Annotated in this window: 17 protein-coding genes and 1 pseudogene; 10 read left to right on the forward strand and 8 right to left on the reverse strand. The window is 49.4% G+C overall.

Annotation, left to right across the window (positions count from 1 at the left end; genetic code table 11):
- Positions 1-87 precede the first annotated feature (87 nt).
- Complete coding sequence (locus tag B9Y93_RS00830; RefSeq protein ID WP_085493902.1) at positions 88-534, reverse strand: DUF441 domain-containing protein; 447 nt, start codon at positions 532-534, stop codon at positions 88-90.
- Between the two features lie 134 nt (positions 535-668).
- Between B9Y93_RS00830 and pcp the strand changes: the two genes are divergently transcribed.
- On the forward strand, positions 669-1,319 hold the full coding sequence (gene pcp, locus B9Y93_RS00835; protein ID WP_085492474.1) for a pyroglutamyl-peptidase I: 651 nt from the start codon (positions 669-671) through the stop codon (positions 1,317-1,319).
- A gap of 114 nt (positions 1,320-1,433) precedes the next feature.
- Here pcp and B9Y93_RS00840 read toward each other — a convergent pair whose 3' ends face one another.
- Entirely contained in the window at positions 1,434-1,928 is a 495-nt protein-coding gene (locus B9Y93_RS00840; protein WP_085492475.1) for a DinB family protein, read from the reverse strand.
- Between the two features lie 210 nt (positions 1,929-2,138).
- Positions 2,139-2,780, reverse strand: a complete 642-nt coding sequence (gene trhA / locus B9Y93_RS00845; protein WP_085493903.1) for a PAQR family membrane homeostasis protein TrhA — start codon at positions 2,778-2,780, stop codon at positions 2,139-2,141.
- A 297-nt stretch (positions 2,781-3,077) separates the two neighbouring features.
- Between trhA and B9Y93_RS00850 the strand changes: the two genes are divergently transcribed.
- Genes B9Y93_RS00850 through B9Y93_RS00860 form a run of 3 tightly spaced genes read left to right on the forward strand, consistent with a single transcriptional unit; the run spans position 3,078 to position 6,523 of the window.
- The gene (locus tag B9Y93_RS00850) at positions 3,078-4,037 is read left to right on the forward strand and encodes an AAA family ATPase (RefSeq protein ID WP_085492476.1); all 960 of its coding nucleotides are present in this window, start codon (positions 3,078-3,080) and stop codon (positions 4,035-4,037) included.
- A gap of 3 nt (positions 4,038-4,040) precedes the next feature.
- Positions 4,041-5,156 carry a DUF58 domain-containing protein gene (locus B9Y93_RS00855; RefSeq protein WP_244903258.1) on the forward strand — a complete coding sequence of 372 codons (1,116 nt, stop codon included), beginning with the start codon at positions 4,041-4,043 and terminating at the stop codon, positions 5,154-5,156.
- On the forward strand, positions 5,153-6,523 hold the full coding sequence (locus B9Y93_RS00860) for a DUF4129 domain-containing protein (RefSeq protein WP_085492478.1): 1,371 nt from the start codon (positions 5,153-5,155) through the stop codon (positions 6,521-6,523). Before B9Y93_RS00855 ends, B9Y93_RS00860 begins: the two co-directional genes overlap by 4 nt.
- Positions 6,524-6,685: 162 nt before the next feature.
- On the opposite strand, the gene B9Y93_RS00865 is transcribed toward B9Y93_RS00860, so the two are convergent.
- Positions 6,686-9,283 (reverse strand): TPM domain-containing protein, encoded by a 2,598-nt coding sequence (locus tag B9Y93_RS00865; protein ID WP_176228808.1) that lies wholly within the window; start codon positions 9,281-9,283, stop codon positions 6,686-6,688.
- A 488-nt stretch (positions 9,284-9,771) separates the two neighbouring features.
- On the opposite strand from B9Y93_RS00865, the gene B9Y93_RS00870 reads away from it, so the two are divergent.
- From B9Y93_RS00870 to nadD, 3 genes are all read left to right on the forward strand, one after another.
- Entirely contained in the window at positions 9,772-10,569 is a 798-nt protein-coding gene (locus B9Y93_RS00870) for an NUDIX domain-containing protein (RefSeq protein WP_085492480.1), read from the forward strand.
- A gap of 98 nt (positions 10,570-10,667) precedes the next feature.
- Positions 10,668-12,116 carry a nicotinate phosphoribosyltransferase gene (locus B9Y93_RS00875; protein WP_085492481.1) on the forward strand — a complete coding sequence of 483 codons (1,449 nt, stop codon included), beginning with the start codon at positions 10,668-10,670 and terminating at the stop codon, positions 12,114-12,116.
- A 20-nt stretch (positions 12,117-12,136) separates the two neighbouring features.
- Complete coding sequence (gene nadD, locus B9Y93_RS00880) at positions 12,137-12,796, forward strand: nicotinate (nicotinamide) nucleotide adenylyltransferase (RefSeq protein WP_085492482.1); 660 nt, start codon at positions 12,137-12,139, stop codon at positions 12,794-12,796.
- A gap of 132 nt (positions 12,797-12,928) precedes the next feature.
- Here nadD and B9Y93_RS00885 read toward each other — a convergent pair whose 3' ends face one another.
- Positions 12,929-13,978 carry a LacI family DNA-binding transcriptional regulator gene (locus B9Y93_RS00885; RefSeq protein WP_085492483.1) on the reverse strand — a complete coding sequence of 350 codons (1,050 nt, stop codon included), beginning with the start codon at positions 13,976-13,978 and terminating at the stop codon, positions 12,929-12,931.
- A gap of 324 nt (positions 13,979-14,302) precedes the next feature.
- On the opposite strand from B9Y93_RS00885, the gene rhaD reads away from it, so the two are divergent.
- Together rhaD and B9Y93_RS00895 are read left to right on the forward strand one after the other, a co-directional pair.
- The gene (rhaD, locus tag B9Y93_RS00890; protein ID WP_085492484.1) at positions 14,303-15,154 is read left to right on the forward strand and encodes a rhamnulose-1-phosphate aldolase; all 852 of its coding nucleotides are present in this window, start codon (positions 14,303-14,305) and stop codon (positions 15,152-15,154) included.
- A 242-nt stretch (positions 15,155-15,396) separates the two neighbouring features.
- Entirely contained in the window at positions 15,397-16,203 is an 807-nt protein-coding gene (locus tag B9Y93_RS00895; RefSeq protein ID WP_085492485.1) for an alpha/beta hydrolase, read from the forward strand.
- On the opposite strand, the gene B9Y93_RS00900 is transcribed toward B9Y93_RS00895, so the two are convergent.
- Together B9Y93_RS00900 and B9Y93_RS00905 are read right to left on the reverse strand one after the other, a co-directional pair.
- Positions 16,200-16,865, reverse strand: coding sequence for an NAD(P)H-binding protein (locus B9Y93_RS00900; RefSeq protein WP_085492486.1), 666 nt, complete (start codon positions 16,863-16,865; stop codon positions 16,200-16,202). The genes B9Y93_RS00895 and B9Y93_RS00900 overlap by 4 nt on opposite strands.
- A gap of 202 nt (positions 16,866-17,067) precedes the next feature.
- Positions 17,068-18,900 (reverse strand): LTA synthase family protein, encoded by a 1,833-nt coding sequence (locus tag B9Y93_RS00905; RefSeq protein ID WP_176228870.1) that lies wholly within the window; start codon positions 18,898-18,900, stop codon positions 17,068-17,070.
- 319 nt (positions 18,901-19,219) lie between these two features.
- Here B9Y93_RS00905 and B9Y93_RS24305 point away from each other — a divergent pair.
- A pseudogene (locus tag B9Y93_RS24305) lies at positions 19,220-19,324 on the forward strand (SDR family oxidoreductase); the annotation flags it as partial.
- A gap of 103 nt (positions 19,325-19,427) precedes the next feature.
- On the opposite strand, the gene B9Y93_RS00915 reads toward B9Y93_RS24305, so the two are convergent.
- Entirely contained in the window at positions 19,428-20,045 is a 618-nt protein-coding gene (locus B9Y93_RS00915) for a TetR/AcrR family transcriptional regulator (RefSeq protein WP_085492487.1), read from the reverse strand.
- Positions 20,046-20,083: the final 38 nt, after the last annotated feature.

Consider the following 20,083-nt stretch of genomic DNA (forward strand, 5'->3'; position numbering starts at 1 on the left):
GTCAATTCAATTTTAGCCATCTTCGTTGTAAAGAATAATTATAATGAAGGACGCCTCTGCATCAGAGATGCCTCAGTCCCCGCGCGCTCAGCCGCCTTTGCCGATGATTATCGACAGCAGCCCAGCTGCAATGAGAGGTCCTACAGGCACGCCCCGGAAGAGGGCAACGCCGATAACCGTACCGATGAGCAGGCCTGCTACAATCGTTGGAGACTGGCTCATGAGAAAGGCGCCTCGTCCTCCCAAATAAGAGACAAAGATCCCGATGGCAATCCCTAATAATGACTTCCAATTCATAAAGGAGGACAGCATCGTTTCAAGCGTATATTTTCCACTGGCGATAGGAGCCATAACCCCGATCGTAAGGATGATAATCCCTATTGTAAGTCCATACTTCTCGATCCATGGGAACAGCGAATCGAGCTTGGTCACGCGAAGCAGCAGCAGGACGACCATGGCGATGGTCACCGTTGAGTTGCCGCTAATTAGACCAAGTCCCGCTAAAGCAAGCAGGATGATGGAGGGAATGTCAATTTGGCTCATGTGATGGACAACTCCTTTCAATTTTACTACCATATCATAATGAGGCTTGATTGAACATGAAGCTATTAACAGGATGACCAAGAAGAAGCAATCGTATCAGAAGGATAGAAGGGATGGGATTATAGATGAAGCGGATATTGCTAACAGGCTTTGAGCCTTTTATGAAGGAGGCCATTAATCCCTCTTGGGAGGCGGTGCGCCGATTGGATGGCGAGCGTATTGCCGGATATGAAGTGAGCGCATGTGAGCTCCCAACGGTATTCAAGCGCGCCCAGCAGGTCTTGATTGAGCAGATCAAGAAGCTTAGGCCATCTGTTGTGATCTGTGTAGGTCAAGCAGGGGGAAGAGCGGAGATTACGGTGGAGCGTGTCGCCATCAATCTTATTGATGCGCGTATCCCCGATAACGATGGCGAGGCGCCGGTCGATGTTCCCGTCGCAGATGAAGGCCCCGCAGCCTACTTTGCCTCCATTCCCGTCAAAACCATTCAGCATCAGCTTAAGCAGGCAGGCATTCCTTGTCAGGTGTCATATACAGCAGGTACTTATGTATGCAATTCCACCTTCTATGCGCTTATGCATGCCATATATTCGATGCAGGCTCAAGATGAGATTAGAGGGGGATTCATCCATATTCCATTTTTGCCAGAGCAGGCCGCTCATCATCCTGGCAAGCCCAGCATGAGCTTGGAGGTTGTGATTGAGGCGCTGAGAAAGGCGATAGAAGCACTGGATACAGAAGCATCAGCTGGTGAGAGTGCAGGAACGCTGCATTAATGCAAGAGCAGCATGTCAAGGGAGCAAGGCGCTCCCTTGTTCGATCGCGATAAAAAGAGGCGGGTTCTCATGAGATGAGAATGCCGCCTCTATGTATAATATAAAGCTTATGCCTTAGCCTTGAGCCTGCATGTCGGCCCATTCCTCACGGCTTGGCCCATAGGTTCCAGGAACGACAAGTCCTGCTTGGCGCATAAGAACGGTCATCTGTCCACGATGATGCGCTTGGTGCTGGATCAAGAAGCGAAGGGTGCTTGCGTTTGCACTCTCTCTGCCGAATACTTTGCGGACGTCCATCAGCGATTCGTCTGTCCAAGCAGACGTCATCGCTTGCACGAAGCTGTCACTAGCTTGTTTGTAGCTGTCGGCAATTACAGCAGCTTCTGTTGGAGTGCTGCGATAGTCTCCCAGACTGATCATCTCAAGACCAACCTGTTCGGCGAATACGGGGATGCTGTGTGCCAGATGCCAACCGAGTTCGCCTAGCTTAAAGTGGTTCTCCACCACCTGCTGGGGCAGTGACTCATCTGTAAGGACATGAAGAAGGCGCAAGGTTGCTTCTGATTCCATTGCCCACTCTTGTAAAAACTCCTCCACCGTTCTAAACATCAACATACCTCCCAAGTCTTTTGGTTTTTGAATGCTTCAATATGGTTTGGAACTTCGTTCCATTAAGTAGTATAGCGAACTCTTGTTTGCATTGCAAATGCCAGCCATCTCGTCATAACCAATAAATAAAGCAGCTGCTTCATCGATAGAAGCGCTGCTTTCATGGATGCCATAACCTCTGGCCGTAATTGTCTTTGTCGTCGTACCTAACTAAACTTGTACAAGCGTCAGCACGCTTAAGAAATGAGTGATGGAACCGGCCAGCACGAACAAATGCCAGATCATGTGATGGAACGGAAAAGCCCGCCACACATAGAAGATGGTTCCTACGGAATATAGAATTCCGCCCGTTACGAGAAGATTAAGCCCAACAGCTGGCATGGTGCTCGTAAGCGGTCCCCATGCAATGACGATAATCCAGCCCATTAACAGGTACAGGGCTGTTGAGGCAAAGAGAAACTTCTTGGTGAAGAATGCCTTGAACACGACACCTCCTACAGCAATGGCCCACACGATGCCAAATAGCGTCCATCCGAGCTTAGGCGGCAAAGCGATCAGTACGATCGGGGTGTAGGTTCCTGCGATAAACAGGTAGATGGATGAGTGGTCAAAGGTCTCGAACAAGTCTTTGACTTTCCCCTCAGGGAAGCTGTGCACCAAGGTTGATGCGGTGTAAAGAAGCAGCATCGTGATCCCGTAAATGGTGAAACTGACCACATGCATTGGCCCCCCATAGATCGCGGCAAAGACAATAAGCAGTGTCAATGCAGCGATACTGAGGACGACACCGATGCCGTGGGTTATGGCATTTGCAATCTCTTCTCCGCGAGAGTAAGTATGGGTGTTCGCCATCATTAATCAACTTCCTTCCCATGCTTCTGCTGCAAGCAGCAGACAGCGCTTCTACTTCTATTGTAGCGGAGTGGGCTTGCGCCTGCAAATGAAGCTTTCATGAAATTGCAAGCCATAGCGCATGAGGGATAAAAGAGGAGAATCCAAGCGTCTGTCGAAGTGGAAGAAGGTTGGGTAAAAAGGAAGGCATGCGGCTAGACCATGCTTTGACGAGGTAAATGTAAGCACTTACGACTTATACATGTGAACAGCGGGCTTTTGGTCTTTTGGCTGTTTTTGACCATTAGGAGGGGAATTATGGAGCGTACAGCGATTACGGAGCTTGCTCAACGAATGAAACAGAATGTAGAAAAGGTGATTGTGGGCAAGCAGGAAACGATGGAGCTGCTTTTTGTCGCCTTGTTTACAGGCGGCCATGTCCTGCTGGAGGATGTGCCTGGAACGGGGAAGACCTTGCTTGCTAAAGCGATAGCCAAGAGTATAGATGGTCAGTTCAAGCGCATACAATTTACGCCAGACCTATTGCCTACGGATCTATCAGGCATGAATGTATACAGCCAGAAGAGCGGGGAATTTCATTTCCGTCCAGGACCGATATTTACGAATATCCTGCTCGCTGATGAGATTAACCGGGCGACGCCAAGAACGCAATCAAGCTTGCTTGAGTGCATGGAGGAGCGTCAGGTCAGCATTGATGGGGAGACTTACGTTCTGGATAAGCCTTTTTTAGTATTAGCGACGCAGAATCCGCTTGATAATTATGGGACCTTCCCTTTGCCGGAAGCGCAGCTGGACCGCTTCATGCTGAAGCTCAAGATGGGCTATCCGACCTTTGAAGAAGGGGTCGATATTCTGAAGCGCTTCCGTACGGAAGATCCGCTCGCTGCGATAGAACCTGTAGCAGCGCAGGAAGAAATCATTGCTGCACAACAGTATTATGTGAATGTACGCGTCGAAGATGCCATCCTTGCTTATATTGTTCGCTTGGTGGAAGCAACCAGACAGCATCCTGATATTGCACTTGGGGCGAGTCCGCGTGCGAGCCAAGCTCTGCTTCGAGCGGTTCAGGCGTATGCGATTGTGAAGGGAAGGGATTATGTTATTCCAGATGATGTGAAAGCGATGCTTGCTCCTGTGCTGTCCCATCGCTTGCTGTTCCATCACCATCAGCATTCACGAGAGACGCAGGCTGAACAGGCGCTGCAATCCATCATGAGGCAGGTTGCGGTTCCAGCTGAGCCTGTCGCATCGGAGTGACGCATGATGCCTCTTCATTGGTTGTTACTGTGTGCAGGGCTTGCTGCAGCGGCAATTGGCTTCTTGTATGACCGCTTGTCGTTAAGGCGGCTAAGCTATGCGCGACACTTCACGAAGGACCGCTTATACGCGGGAGAGAGGCTGGAGATGGTGGAGACGATACGCAACGACAAGCTGCTGCCGCTGCCATGGGTCCGCTTGGAGTCGATGATTCCAAGCTCCCTGCAGTTCGACAGCCAGTCGAATCTGGAGATCAGCATGGGGGATGTGTCTCAGAACCACAAGAGCCTGTTTTCTTTAAATGGCTATCGTCAGATTGTGCGCAAGCATCAGCTCACCTGCACCAAGCGGGGGATTTATAAGGTGGACACGGCAACGCTTACCGTAGGAGATTTGTTTGGGGTGTCGGAGAAGGTCAAGCAGATTCCGCTGAACATCGAGCTCATGGTGTACCCCGAGATTGTTCAGCCGCGCGATATTCCGTTCTCCAACAAGAGCTGGATTGGCGATGTTACAGTGCGGCGCTGGATGATGGAGGACCCCTTCTGGAAATCAGGGGTAAGGCCTTATCAGGCAGGCGACTCTCTCAAGTCTGTCCACTGGAAGGCAACGGCGCGGGCACAATCCCTGCAGGTGCATCAGCTTGATTACACCGCGGATCGCAAGCTGATGATCGTGGTTAATGTAGAGACCGATGAGAAGATGTGGGATAAGGTAACGAAGCCGGAGCTTGTGGAGCAGGCGTTGTCTTATGCTGCGTCCCTCGCGCATGTATCGATTCAGCAGGGAATTGAGACGGGCTTTGCCTGCAACGCCTATTTACCGGATACGCCGAAGGGGCAGATGCTGCATATTCCAATGGCAGCCGGCACTCATCATCTGCAGGCGATGATGGAGGCGATGGCGAAGCTTAGGCTGGAGCTGTCACTGTCCTTTGTGACGATGATGAAGGAGTGGGAGAACGCATCGAACGTTGACTTCTTGATTATTAGTCCGATTGAGCCGCATGAAGCAGAGGCGAGCTTTCGATTGATTCGTCAACGCGGCAACACGATTGATGTGCTGAGGCTCCATTCTTCTCAGCAGAAGGTCACAAGCGAGGAGGCCGCCAGCGCATGAAAGGACAAGAACGAGGACAAGTGCGGCTTGCTTGGCAAAGAGTGCTTGCTGTGTGGCATGAATATATTCTGTTCTTCCCTGTGTTCGGCATTACCTGCTGTCTCTTGCTAACTGAAGGGGAGCGGGGGTTATGGTTGTTCGTGTGGTACCCGCTTAGTGCACTTATTGGTGCGGCGTGGGGCGTGATCGTGCGATGGAGGCGGGAGAACCTATGGATATTGCTCCTGTCGGTAGGAGCTATGGCTCTTGCAGCGGCGGGTATCCTGCAGGAATACTTCACATGGCAGCAGGGTGCTGCAGGAATGCTTGGATATATGCTGCTTGCCCGAGGTATCCAAGCCGGGTCAAGGTCTTATGCGATGCTTGAAAAGCAGTGGCAGTTTGCCGGGATTGCTCTTACCCTGATTAGTTATGCCGCAGCTCACTATGTGGAGTCGCTCTTCGTGCTGCAAGGGTACTTGTCTATTACCGGAATGATATCCTTGCTTACGCTGCTGTTTTACTTGAATCATCATCAGCTGGTTCGAGCAAATCGGGCGCTTCATGGCGGGAATGGACAGCTTCCCCGTTCGATAGCTTCCTTTAATCGCCGTTATCTGGCTTATCTAGTGCTTGGCATCGTGGTCATGGTGCTGATTTTCTTTAGCTCCTTCATGGACGAGGTGTCAAGCCTGCTTCATCGGTTCATCGCGATGCTGTTAAGGCCCGGAGAGACGGTGGAAGCTCCCCCGCCGCCGCCACCTGGCCCCAGCGCGAACGATTTTCTGTCAGGCTTGGGTGAGGCGAAGGAGCCAAGCGCATTTGCGAAGCTGATGGAGCGGCTCATGATCGGAGCAGGCTGGCTTATCATTGCGGCGCTAACCATCTGGGTGCTAGGGATCGTGCTCAAGAAGCTGATAAAGACCTGGATGCCAGGCTTATGGAAGCGGCTTATGCTGCTGTGGGCAAAGAAGGATCGAGCAGAAGCGAGTCGAGGCTATGTGGATGAAGAGACCGATCTATTCCAGTGGGAGCAGCTTCGTCATCGCTTAACGAATCCAATCATGAAGGCGGCTGTGAAGCTTCGCAGGAGAACGCCGCGGTTAGAGGATTATGCAACGAATAAGGAACGGATAAGGTTTCTATATCGCGACCAAGTGAGGCGGGCTGTCAAGGCGGGTTATGAGCCGCACCGTTATTTAACGCCTTCTGAGACGCTGCAAGGAATTGCGGAGCAGCAGCCAAGCGCGAGCCCGGACAGCTTAAAGGCATTATCCCATGCGTATAATGAGGCGCGTTATGGAGATCAAGAGATGTCGGATGCACAGGTAAAGCATTTGGCGGAAGCCCTTGAGTCGAATCATTCCTATAAGCCGAGCAAAGATTAATATTTGGTGCTGCCTGCTATGCGGCAGGCAGCGGCAGGTGTAAGTGCGATAGCTGAGCTCATACAGAATCGCATAGCAACAAAGGAAAGACCTTCGTACAGGGAATGCTGGACGAAGGTCTTTTGGTATGGCATGAATGCAGTCCAGTTAGGGAAGTTGAACTTACCAGTTCGAGCCCCCGGAGGACTGATTGTTATTTTTGTTGTCAGAGCCGAAGCTTGCGCCGCCAGAGCTGTTGGAACCGCTGCCCCAACTAGAACCGCCAGAGCTATTGCTCCAAGAGGAACCATTGGACTGGCTGTTCTGCGCCTGCTCGCGTCTTTGCTGCTCTGCTCGCCTTGCCTCCTCCTTGCGGCGCTCTTCAGCCAGCACGGACTGGTAGGCAGACTCCATAGAGGAGATGAGTCCCGCCATGACTGCCGCTTCTCTTGCTGCTTGATCATAAGCGCCTCGTCTCATGAGGTTATCCACGCTGGACATAATGCTCGAATGCTGGGAATGATAGCGTGAGACATGAATCTTGCGCTGCACCTTACGATATGTGGATTGATAGCGGCGTTCGAGCTGTTCGATCTCTCGCTCCGCATTTTTCTTTTGCACAGAAGCGTATTCGACTTGCTGGAGATACTTCTCCGCTCGCGTTTGATACTCGGATGCCACCTCCGTGAGCAGCTCGACATCATAAGGAGGTGCAGCGTTCATCTGCTGAACTCCAGCCTTTAACTTCGACAGTGCATTCTCCTCTTGCGACCACATGCGGACCAGATGATGGCGCGCGATTAAGCTCTGCCCTTTCTCATAGGCTTGGTCGCCTCTAGATTGCAGACGCCTTGCTTGCTCCATGGATTGATCCAGCCCATGAATCAAGGCTTCAAACGCCTTGGCCTGCTCGTGCTGCGCTTGAACTTCTTTCATATGCAGATCAAGCGCTTGGCGCGCTTCTTCGTATTCTTGTATCTCTTCGGAGCTCAAATGCTCAATCCGAGGCAGCTCTTGTGAGGCCTCTGCAATGGCCTTTCGCCCATAATCGCCTTGCAGCCACTCGGATTCCCAGTGCTTCTTGCGATAGAGCTGCTCCGCATGAGACGACCAAGAATGGGTGGAGACGTCGAGCTTGGAATAGGCGAGGATCTGTTCCTTCAGATCCACGATATCCTTGCTGTTGCGAAGCTTCAGCTCCTTCAATCTTTGCGTCATCTGCACGGCGTCCTTCACAAGCTGCGTTCTTGCTTCCGCATGCTTCACCGCCTCAGGCATATTGCCTTCCTTCAGTTCGCTTAGCATCTGCTCGTTCAGCTGCTCGGCACGTGCTAATGTACCATACGGGTCAATGCGAATAAGCTTCAGCTTCTGCTCCGTCACAATCGCTTCTATGTCCTGCACAGCTTGCTGTCTTGCTTCAGGAAATGCGCGATAGGATTCTGCGAATGAAGCAATGGCTTGGACATCGCTGTCATAGCGCTGCAGCAAGGCTTGAACCTGGCCCATCAGCTCATCAGCGCCTACGGGATCAAAGGCGTCCATATCATCTACAGCCTGCAGCTGCTGGATGATATGATGAGCGCGTTCTTCAAGACGAGTAAGCGGCCAGCCTCTAGCATGCTGCTCAGAACGATACAGGTGTTCAAGCTGCTGCATTCGTTCTCGACTGTCCTGCAAGCCTTGAACGAGTTCTTTTTCCGTCTCTTCGATGCCAGTTATGCGTGCGTGCAGCTGTTTGTTGCTCTCATTGCGCGAGCCAAGCAGCGTCTTCGTCTCTTGGTACTTTTTAACATAGGTTGAGGTGAGCAGCTTCACAAGCTTGGTTCTTCCAAGGTCCTCCCAGGCATGCTGCACGACAATCAAATTATCGGTCAGCTGTGCTTCGATCTCCTTGGCGCTCTGTAACGTATGTCCTTGATATAAGCTGGCAAAGGATTGAACCCTGCTCAAGCCACTGCTGGCTTCAGCCATAGCGGCTGGCAGCTGGGATAGTAAGCGCTTATATGCAATCAAGCGGATTACGAACAGCAGGATTGGAATCAACAGCGCTATCACGACTAGCGTAAGTGCGATCGTTGGCCAAGGCAGGCTTTGCATGCGCTCGGCGATGCTAGGCCCTTTGACAGGCCAAGCTTCAGTTGGCTGCTTCTGGCCGCTGTTGTTTGATGCGTCAGCACCCGATGCATCAGGGTCATTGCTCCCGCTGCCAACGGCTTCTCCGGCAGAATTGGAGGAACTGGAGGGTGCCTTCAGCCCTTCAGCTGCCTGCATAAGCGCGATGGCGGCGCGTGCAAAGTTGCCTTTTTTAGCTTCAGGGATAAAGTGTGCATCGACGAATTCGCTGAGCTTCTGACCGACCTGGCCATCCCCATTGTAATCATCGGGCAGGGCATCAATTTTTTCCTGCAGGGCGCTGTTGTTGAAGTTCATCTCCACCCGACGATCCTGTTTTGAGAGCACTATGAGGACATCGTCCGCAGTCAGCTTCCACGCTTGATAGACAGAGGTCGCATAATCGCTTGGAATTTCGCCATCAAAACTGTCTATCGTGAGCAGGTAATAGGTATACGTGTTACCTTGTGCAGCCTGCTTAATGTATGATACGGACTCTTTAGGAATCATCCCTGCCGTGTCCAGAACGAGCCCTTCCTTGGCTGGCAGTGAGGCTGCCCCAGCCACATTGGGCATGAGCAGGCTTAACATGAGCAGCAGCATAAAGGCACAAGCTGCCCATTTGCTGGAACGAGGCACAGGTACATCGTGAATGGCGGTTGTCATGCAATCTCTCCTTCTTACGGTATAGGTTGTATGTGAGCTGTTCATGAGCTTCTGAGAATAAGTGCTTTTTGAAAACAAATGCCTGATGAAGTCATCTTCAATCTTGCAGCGAGCCGGTACAGATTTAAAACATCAACTGTATGCTGCGAGGAGCAGATCGGGTTAGTGTATTCTCTATCTATTGAAATCGATTAAAGCCATTTTGTCTATGATAAGCTGTGGCTGGCTGAGAACGGAAGCCGACATTTGGACTGCGATACATACGGGCAACATCGATATTTGCCCATTGTGATGGCGCTTTTCTGCAAACGTGGAACAGGGGAACGGTGCTGATTATTACAGTAGCTGCTGTGGCGATACCACACGGTTTAGTTTGATTTCAATTAATTAAAACAATATTATTGAATTGAGTATATTGACATTCCGTTTTTATTCCATTATGATACGACTAACAATCCATGCATGGATGTGAATATGAGGTGTTGTTCATGAGTGAATCGAATATAACAGAAGCGCAATTTCTACAGTCTTACGACCCAAGCCGATATGAGCGCCCTATCGGTGTTCCAGCTGATATCGTGCTGTTTACGATATCAAGCGAGCCGGTTGCCGGCAGCACGAAGAGTCTTCCTAAGCGCGAGCTCAAGGTGCTGTTGATTAAGAGAAAAGGCCATCCTGATCGAGGGAAATGGGCGCTTCCGGGTGGATTTTCCTCACCCCAGGAGACGCTCTATGAGGCAGCGAAGCGCGAATTGAAGGAAGAGACAGGGCTTGATCGCATTCATTTTGAGCTGCTAGGGCTGTATGACACGCCAGGGAGGGATAAGCGCGGCTGGGTCATCTCAGCGGCATTCGTAGCGCTCCTTAATGAACGCTATCTGGCGAAGCGGACGGCACAAGATGATGCAGAAGAAGTAGGGCTGTTTTCTATCGAAGAAGCACTTTCGCTAGAGCTTGCCTTCGATCATCGCGATATTATTCGAGATGCGCTGAAGCATACCGAGCGCCAGATGCTAAGCACGACGATAGCCCGCGAACTGCTCGATCCTGAATTCACCATAGCGGAGCTGCTGCAGGTAATCCAGACGGTCGTGCCTGAATACGCAATGACAAAATCAAACTTTATACGCAAGCTGTTAATGACGAAGAGCCACCCTATCATAGAACCTGTGGAAGGCAAGTTCTCCACGGCCTACTCGCAGCGTCCAGCCCAGTTGTACCGCTTCGTAGAGGGCTATGAACCTGTTCTGTCTCTGTATGGCGATATCTCGCCGCAACAAGATTAAAGTTGGCGCTTAGGCATCATGGTGTATGTGATGTTCCAGCCTGAGCATAATGGGAGTATCAGCGTTGAGGGCTCATTTTTGAAGGGAGTGTCCAGAGCATGGATCAGAATCATTTAACTTTGCACACGGATAAATATCAAATTAATATGATGTACGCGCACTGGAAGAATGGCAATCATCATAAGATAAGAGCTTTCGAGGCGTATTATCGTAAAAATCCATTTCAAGGCGGCTATGCAGTATTTGCTGGACTTGAACGCATTCTTCAATATTTGGAAGGGCTCCGCTTTGATGAGAGCGATATTGCTTATTTAAGAGAGCAAGAGGAGCAGTATGATGAAGAATTCCTTCAGGAGCTGCGGCAATTTTCCTTTACAGGAGAGGTGTACTCGGTGAAGGAGGGCACGATCGTGTTCCCAAACGAGCCGCTTATTCGTGTGGAGGGGCGCTTGTTCGAGATCCAGCTCGTGGAGACGGCGATTCTTAACTTTATGAATTATCAGACCTTGATCGCAACCAAGGCGGCTCGCATCAAGCAGGTTGCAAATGACGGCATCCTGCTTGAGTTTGGGACAAGACGCGCGCAAGAAGCTTCGGCTGCGCTCTGGGGAGCACGAGCTGCTGTCATCGGCGGCTTTGATGCGACGAGCAATCTGCTGGCAGGCAAGCTGTTCGGCATTCCTACCAAAGGCACTCATGCGCACGCTTTTGTACAGGATGCCAGAACCGAGCTGGCTGCCTTCGAGGCCTACGCCAATGCGCTGCCAGACCACGTCACTTTGCTCGTCGATACCTATGATACCCTCAAGAGCGGAGTGCCTAATGCAATTAAGGTTGGACATAAGCTGAAGGAACAGGGGAAGACGTTAAGAGGCATTCGTCTCGACAGCGGCGATCTTGCATATTTGTCGCGTGAAGCAAGAAGAATGCTTGATGAGGCAGGCTTGCCAGAAGTGAAGATCGTCGCATCAAACGATCTTGATGAGTACACGATTCAGAGCCTGCTGTCGCAAGGCGCGCGCATCGATACATGGGGGGTTGGCACCAAGCTGATTACGGCCCAGGATTCGCCATCACTTGGCGGGGTCTACAAGCTGGTAGCGAAGCTTGAAGGAAATGAATGGGTGCCAACCATTAAAATATCCGGCAATCCAGAAAAGGTTACGACGCCTGGACGCAAGCAATTGATGCGGATCATCAACCGGCATTCCGGCCGTGCAGAAGCCGATTATCTCATGGATGTGGAGGAGAGTCTTGAGGGAGTAGAGAAGCTAAAGCTGTTCGATCCTATTCATACGTATCTGCATAAGTTTGTGACCGACTTTGACGCGGTGCCGCTTCATGAGCTGGTGTTCAGCAAGGGAGAGCGCACAACGGCTGCTCCCGCCCTTGATGAGCTGAGGGCATATCATGCTGAGCAGAAGGGATTATTCTGGAATGAATACATGCGCAATCTGAATCCTGAACGCTATCCTGTGGATCTTAGCCAACAGGTGTGGGATACGAAGATGAAGCTGATTGCAGAGCACACGAAGAAGGAAGGGTAGCGAAGAGGAGGTAGAATCTATTGCGAATTGGCATATTTGGCAGCGCTTTTGATCCGTTTACGAATGCTCATGGCTTCACAGCATACAGCATCGCAGAACGAAGAAGATTGGATAAGGTTATCTTTGTGCCCTCAGCGGACCTTAGAAGCGATAAGGAACTGCAGGCGAATAATGAACACCGTTGGCAGATGCTTCAGCTTGGCATTCAAGACGGACCGCTTAATCAAGAGGGAGCCTCGCTCTTTGAAGCAAGCCGCATCGAGTTGGATGCGACAGCAGGAACCCATTATACGCTGCATACGATGAATCAATTCAAAGAGCAGTACCCTGAGGATGAACTGTTTTTTATCATGGGAGCTGATCTGCTGCCGAATCTGCATGAGTGGCGTTATGGAGATGAGCTCGTTAGCCAGCATCGGTTTATTGTTATGGCGCGCGGCGGTTATGACATGCTTGAGATTATTGCCAGAAATCCGCTTCTTAGACGTCATGAGATGAACTTTGACCTGCTGCACAAAGGACTTGCCATTGAGATATCTTCAACTTATATTCGCGAGGAGCTTCGAATGGGAGCGAGCCTGCCACGCTACTTGATGCCGCGCTCGGTGGAGGATTATATTCTTGAGCATCGGCTGTATCAGGCCACATCGTTATTGCCATCTGTCACAGAGCTAAAATAGCAAAAGGGAATCACAGGAAGCTGCTGCTTCTCGTGATTCCCTTTTGTGCATGTGCTTGTATAAGGAATGCTCTCGTGAAATCAATTCATGTCCTCACCTGATTCGCAGGCTCTAGTCTAAGCAATCGCGGCGCTAGCGCTTCGAACCGCTTGATTCTCTGAGAACAAGCTCAGTCGGCAGGCTAAGCGTGCTAAAGGATGGCTCTGAGGTTCCCACCATATCGATAATCTTCTGCACAGCTGCCTTCGACATCTCATAGAGCGGAAGCTTGACTGAGGACAGCTTAGGCACCGTTCTCGAAGCCAGATCAATATCGTCAAAGCCGATAACTGCAATCTGTTCTGGAACCCGAATGCCGTGCTCGTGCAGCACTTCAATAATGGACAGAGCCATGTCATCGTTAGATGCAAATATTGCAGTCGGCAGTTCCTTAGAAGCGAGCAGCTTTCTCATCTCCGTGGCCGCACGCTGCTTGCTGAAATGGCCATTCAGCACAAAGGAATCCTTCACGGTCAATTCATGCTTTCGCATCGTATCCAGATAAGCCGTGTATCGTTCCTTGCCGGAATACGTATTCTGCTCACCGCACACGATGCCAATCTCCTGATGCCCAAGGGCAATCAAATGCTCGATAGCCGCAACGGTTCCATCATAATCCTTCGAATTAATGACAGCCAGATGTCCTTTATCGAGCCGTTCAGCAAGAATCTCTGTAATGTCATAGTCAATGATGACAAGAGGCGCGTTGAGATCGGAGAGCTCACGGACAATCTCGATATCCTCTTGAATGCCAACCAATATACCTCCATCAATACGCTTCTGCATGAAGGCCTGCTTAATCTTTTGAAAGTCCTCTCGGCTATATACAGTATGAATAAGGACATAGAAGCCCTTGGCATTGGCTGTATCGACAACCGCTTCAACAAACGGGGCAAAATAGTTATTTTGATAGATCCGATTGCCTATGTTTTTGCCGCTTAGACTTATTGCAAATAAACCAATGGTATCCGTACGCTTGCCTGCAAGGGCGCGAGCAAAACTATTGGGTTCATAGTGATGCTCTTCAATGACCTTCAATACCTTGACTCTGGTCTCTTCGGGGACGTTCGGATAGTTGTTAATGACACGAGATACGGTACTTCGGGATACTCCGGCGAGCTTGGCAATATCTTCGCTGCGCATACTTCCTCCTTGTGAAACGCCCGTTGTTAACCTGATTGTACAGGGGAAGGACTCGAACTGGCAAGCACTCCTATTCGATCCAACATTCTGAAGCAACAAAGGAATGGCGTTAGTGGTGATCGCGTACGTAAGAAGATGCGATTCTACCCCATTTGGTTATTTTACAAAAACAGAAATATTTATTTTGCTTTTGTACTTTTATAACGAAATATTCACAAAACAAATATAAACAAACATATTATACCTTTGTTTATGTTGACTTGAGCGCAGGATCTGATACGATAAAGATAGAGATCTCAAGAGAGAATAAGGGAGAGAATCATGATGGAACAATTGACAATCGTGAAACCAACTGCTCAGGATGTGCATGCGAAGGCGCCATTCCTTCGTGAAATGATGGAGATTACGTATACGATGTGGAAGAATGGCTGGGATGAGCGCAACGGCGGCAATGTCAGCTATATCGTTGACGAGGCGGAAGTGGCGCAATATATCGACATTACGAAGATCGATCGTACGCTGAACCTGACATTCCCTGTGTCCGAGCTTGCGAACAAATATTTTGTGGTAACGGGATCTGGCAAGTATTTTAAAAATATGATGGCTGACCCTGAACATAATCTTGGTGTAATTCGTGTAACGGAGGACGGCAAGAGCATCGATATTTTGTGGGGATTAAAAGGCAATGCGGTGCCAACAAGCGAGCTGCCTTCTCACTTTATGAGCCACATTGAACGATTGAAGATGGATCCGAGCCATCGTGTGGTCATGCATAATCATGCGACGAATGTGATTGCCATGACCTTTATTCACGCATTGGATGAGAAGGGCTTCACGCGAACATTATGGGAAATGTGTACGGAATGCCTGGTTGTATTCCCAGACGGCATTGGCATCTTGCCTTGGATGGTGCCTGGCAGCACAGAGATCGGCCGTGCTACAGCGGAGAAGATGAAGAAGCATCGCGCAGTGATCTGGCCTCATCATGGAATCTTTGGCACAGGCACTACAATCGATGAAGCGTTCGGCTTGATTGAGACTATCGAAAAGGCTGCTCAAATCTACATGCTCATCGTAAGCTCTAATCAGCCGATCCTACAGCGCATCACAAACCAAGAATTGATTGATCTGGCAAAGGCATTTGGTGTTGAGCCGATGGCCGGCATTTTGGATTAATAAATGGAATAGCATGATCGCAACAAAGAAGACCTGATTTCATTATTGAAGTCGGGTCTTTGTTTATGATTGACGAAAAGTATCGTTTAGGACAAGGATTAGAGAATCGACTGGCGAAACGTTCACTATAGAGAGGTGCTGCTGGTCTCATCGTTAAGACCCGAATTGTCAAGATGATCAGTAGCGATATGGAGGATCATTCACTGACCTAACATGACGACATCTGAGGAGGAGAAGTAAGAATGGGAGGTTTATCGATTTCTTTGTGGGGAATTGCTGCAGAAGGTAGCACAGTACAAGCGAATCAACATGAAAGGGGAACGATGACCTGGTATCCAGTTGCAGGTGATCATCGCGCTGCTGCGTGGGTAATCTGTCCCGGCGGCGGATACGTGATGCGGGCTTGCCATGAAGGAGAAGCGATTGCAAAATGGCTGAACCGCTTAGGGATGACGGCATTCGTTCTGAATTACAGCGTGCATCCGCATCGCTTTCCTACGGCGCAGCTTGAAGCTGCACGCGCGATACGCCTGCTGCGCTATCATGCAGAGGAATGGAGAATCGATTCATCCCATATCGGAATCATGGGCTTCTCGGCAGGAGGGCATCTTGCTGCTGGAGCGGGAACAAGATATGACCTTGGACAACCTGATGCGCTAGACCCTGTGAATCAGATGAGCAGCAGACCCGATGCCCTAATATTAAGCTATCCCGTCATCACTTTTCTGCCTCCACATGCTCATGAGGGCTCTGTTCTCCATTTGCTTGGCAATTCATGTGATGAAGAGATGCGAAGGCTGCTGTCTCATGAACGGCATGTGACTTCAGATACGCCAATGACGTTTATTTGGCATACGGCTGATGATGAGGCCGTTCCTGCTGCGAACAGCATCGCTTTTGCCGAAGCTCTAAAGCAGCATGGAGTGCCCCATGAGCTCTGCATCTATGAGAGCGGACCACATGGGCTCGGCCTCGCTTCTGGGCATCCGCATGCGAAGGAGTGGACAACGCATGCGGAGGCATGGCTTAAGCGCCAAGGATGGCGTTAGTCCGCATAGCCGGCAGCCCATTCTTCAATCTGATCGGAACGATAGCGGTGAGTACCCGGCTCCTGCCGATTGGCTGCTTCAATCATGGCCATGGCAATATGCTTAGCTTGAATTGGACGATAGCGCTTAAGCGGACCGATGAGCATCCATGAGAAGAGCGGGCTCAGCTGCTGGGCGAACTGCTCTGCAGTCCGCTCTTCTTTGCGATCGCCAAGTATAAGCGAGGGCTTGAGAATGTGCAGCTCAGGAAGCTGCAATTCCTCAAGTGAAGCCTCCAGCTCCCCCTTCACGCGGCTGTAGAAGAAAGGCGACTTCGGGTCAGCGCCCATCGCAGTAACGACCAGAAAGCGTTTGGCACCCGCCCGCTTCGCGCATTGAGCCGCCTCAAGCGGGTAATCATAGTCCACCTTGCGAAAGGCAGCTTGAGAACCTGCCTTTTTGATCGTTGTCCCCAGACAGCAGTAGACATCGTCCACGTTGAATAAAGATTCGTGCTCTTTTAACTTATCGAAGGCGATCAAATGCTCTTCATAAACCGCATCCTGCTTGTTCAGCTCTCGTCTCGTTAGTACGACAATTCGTTCATAACGGAGCGTTAAGAGTGAGAGCAGATGTCCTCCGACAAGGCCTGTTGCACCAAGAAGCAAGGCGCTCTTTGACATGGTCGTACCCTCCTGTGGCGAGCATGTAATGGATAGAAAAATAAAATAAAGGGAAGAGCATTCATAAATTATTCATAAATCCTTATATCATGTGAATCTTTCTAATCTTTCATATCGAAGTATATGGATACGGATATGAAAAATGAGCAGGGCTCTCCCTGCTCATTCTAATGTTCATAGACAGCTGAGACTGTGATACGCTCTATGGCTGCCGCTCGGGAAGCTGTTCTACATAGCTGTCTGATAGATTTAAGAGCTGCAAGGCTCGTTCATACTCCTCATTGCTGGAGTTCAAGGCGTCTATACTTTGTTGCTTTAATAGATGCTCTTCTCCGTCCTCATACCCGCTGCCGGATACGAATAGGGTCGTATCGTTGACATAGGAACCGCTAGGCAGATAATAGCGCTCAGGCAGCAGGTTGCTGGATTGATTAACCATATCCTGGCCAAAGTGAATTTGCTCCTCAAGCGAAATGCCAAGCAAATTCGCGATTGTAGGCAGCAGATCTACTTGGCCGCCAGTGTGGCTGCTAACCTCAGGCTCGATGCCTTCACCTAGAATAAGCAGCGGAATATTAATCATATCTGCATAGCCGTATTCGCGTCCGTGAATCTCGGCCATCAGATCTTTCTCATGCTGATCGAGAGAGTAGAGCGGCAGTCCGAGATGATCACCATAGATAACGATCAGGCTGTTGTCCCATATTCCTGATTGTTTGAGCTCTGTAATGAATTCCCCTAGCGCGGCATCCGCATAGCTCTGCGCTCTTAGGTAATCGCCAACCATCGTCTTCTGATAGGCTTCTGGAAGCACAATCTTGTCTTTCTCAGGAGGCGTTGTATAAGGATGGTGCGCTGTCATAGAGAGAACATGCGCATAGAACGGCTGCCCGCTATTGGCCATGTCCTTCAGCTTCGTCATCGACTTCCGATAGAGCACTTCGTCTGAGGCGCCAAAAAATATTTGATCCTCGTCGCCAAAGTATTCCGCATCATAATAGTGATCGAACGAAAGTGCTTCATACAATTCTTTACGGTTCCAGAATTCGACGACATTGGTATGGAAGGTGGCGGATTGATAGCCCGATGCCTTTAATAACTTAGGCAAGCTTGGCAGCTCCTTCATCGCATACATCTGAGAGGCAGCGCCAGTTCGAGGAATATACATGGAGGAGTTAACGACGAACTCCGCATCCGACGTATTGCCTGAACCGACCTGCTGATAGAATTTTGGAAAATAAAGAGATTCGTTCATGAGCTTATTCATATTCGGTGTTACTTCTTGCCCATCCACCTCAAGACCAAGCAGGAAGTTCTGAAAGGACTCCAGTTGAATAATGATCAAGTTCTTCTCCTTGGCGATGCCTTGAAGCTTAGGTTCATTCACCGTTTTTACTTTTTTAATCTCATTAATGGAAGCTTGGGTGATCTCGGTGTGAGGAACCATATCAGGCTTCTTTGCAGCGGAAAGAATCGTATACGCCTCATAATTCAATATCCCCATCTGTTCAGCCTTTACTAGCTCATTCATACTCGCCCGATTCGGCAAAATGTTAAACATACACACGATCAATGACAGCACAAATACCGTAGTGACTGTGCTTTTTCTTACTCTTCCAGAATGTTTGGAACGCCATTTCTTCGCATTATTGCTTCGGTAAAGCCAGATTGCGAGCACAATGACATCAATAAAAATAAACAAAAAATAAGGATCTAATAGTGAAAAGACACTGTTTTTAACCGCTGTCACTTGATTCACTTGATCCAATGCCTTGTAAGTCACGATAACCCCGTAGTACTTATAATACATAATGACAGCAAACAAGATGCCAGTCAGAACGAGATTGACGGTTAGATAGATCGGGATCTTGCGTTTGGTAGCAAACCACTCAATCAGACAGAAGAAGATCCAAATGAAGGGCAGTTCCTTAAAGATCAGCGTCCAGGAAGGACCATCATCAAAAATAACAAACCAAGCCAGCCAGCTCTTAACTAGAAGAACGACGGTGAAGAAGAGAAAGGGCTTAATTTGCATCCACCGTTTCGGTGTGGATTGCAGCTCCAACACCACCAACACCTACTTTCAGCAATGTTCTGAACATTTGCAGAGTGGACCAGACTCTGAAATATAAAGATATTGTATATAGTGACACATAACGAAAAGAGGTTCAATGCTCATCTGCTCGGATTTGTGCTCAGTTTTTCAACATAGCGTGAATTTTTGAAGCCAATCAACCTTTTTCAAAGAAGCCCGAGGTTCTCCATGATGTGCAATCCAATAGGAAGGAGGCTAAAAAAGAATTTAATATACATGATGTATAATACTTCACAAATTTGACAAACGATTGTATACTGAGATCAAGCAACAGGCTTACGGCGTGCTGTTCCTAGCTTCGGATGAATCTCGCTTTATGACAGGTGCTGAACTTGTCATCGATGGCGGATGGACAGCCCTTTGATCCACCTTTATCATTCATTGAAGTTTAATCATGGGTGATTGTATTGCAGCAGCCGCTGTCAGCTAAGGCTTGGCAGCGGCTGTTTCTCTTTAGAAGAGGGCTTTTAGGAATATCGAGATACGGGATTAATAATATAGGGGCCTTTGAGCGAAAGATTAAGAATCTGTTCTGCCATATCGATCTCGTCATAAGGCATCTGCTGCTCCACCCACCATATGATAACCTCCAAGATTGCTGATTCTACGAATTTAATAATAACCTCGCGCTTGGCAGTAAGGTTCTGATCATCCGGCTCGGTGTGATTAATGCCGTAGGTAACAAATTCATGCAGCACAGCAGAAAGGCCTGCCGTGAAGCAGGGGACACGATTAGTAACGAGCATCGCACGGTAAAGATGATAGTGCTCGGCAATATGATGGAAGATGCCAACGAACAGCGGATGGGGCTTGTCTGAGGTGAATTTGCTTTCGATCATCGTCTCCCATTTGACATTCACGACGGAGTTCAATTCCTTCAAGACTTGATCGACAATGCAATTAAGCAGCTCATGCTTGTCCTTAAAGTGCAAATAAAAGGTAGCCCGTTTGATCGTTGCTCGATCGACGATATCCTGAACCGTAATTTGCTCAAGATCCCGCTCTTCCATCAGGGTTATGAAGGCATCTTGCAGCAGTCGGCGAGTGCGGATCACACGCGGGTCCTTTTTAGGTTCCGTTTTCATGATCAATCATTATCCTTTATCCAATTTTTCTACTCAGT

Source organism: Paenibacillus aquistagni, assembly GCF_900177815.1.
GTDB lineage: Bacteria > Bacillota > Bacilli > Paenibacillales > Paenibacillaceae > Paenibacillus_B > Paenibacillus_B aquistagni.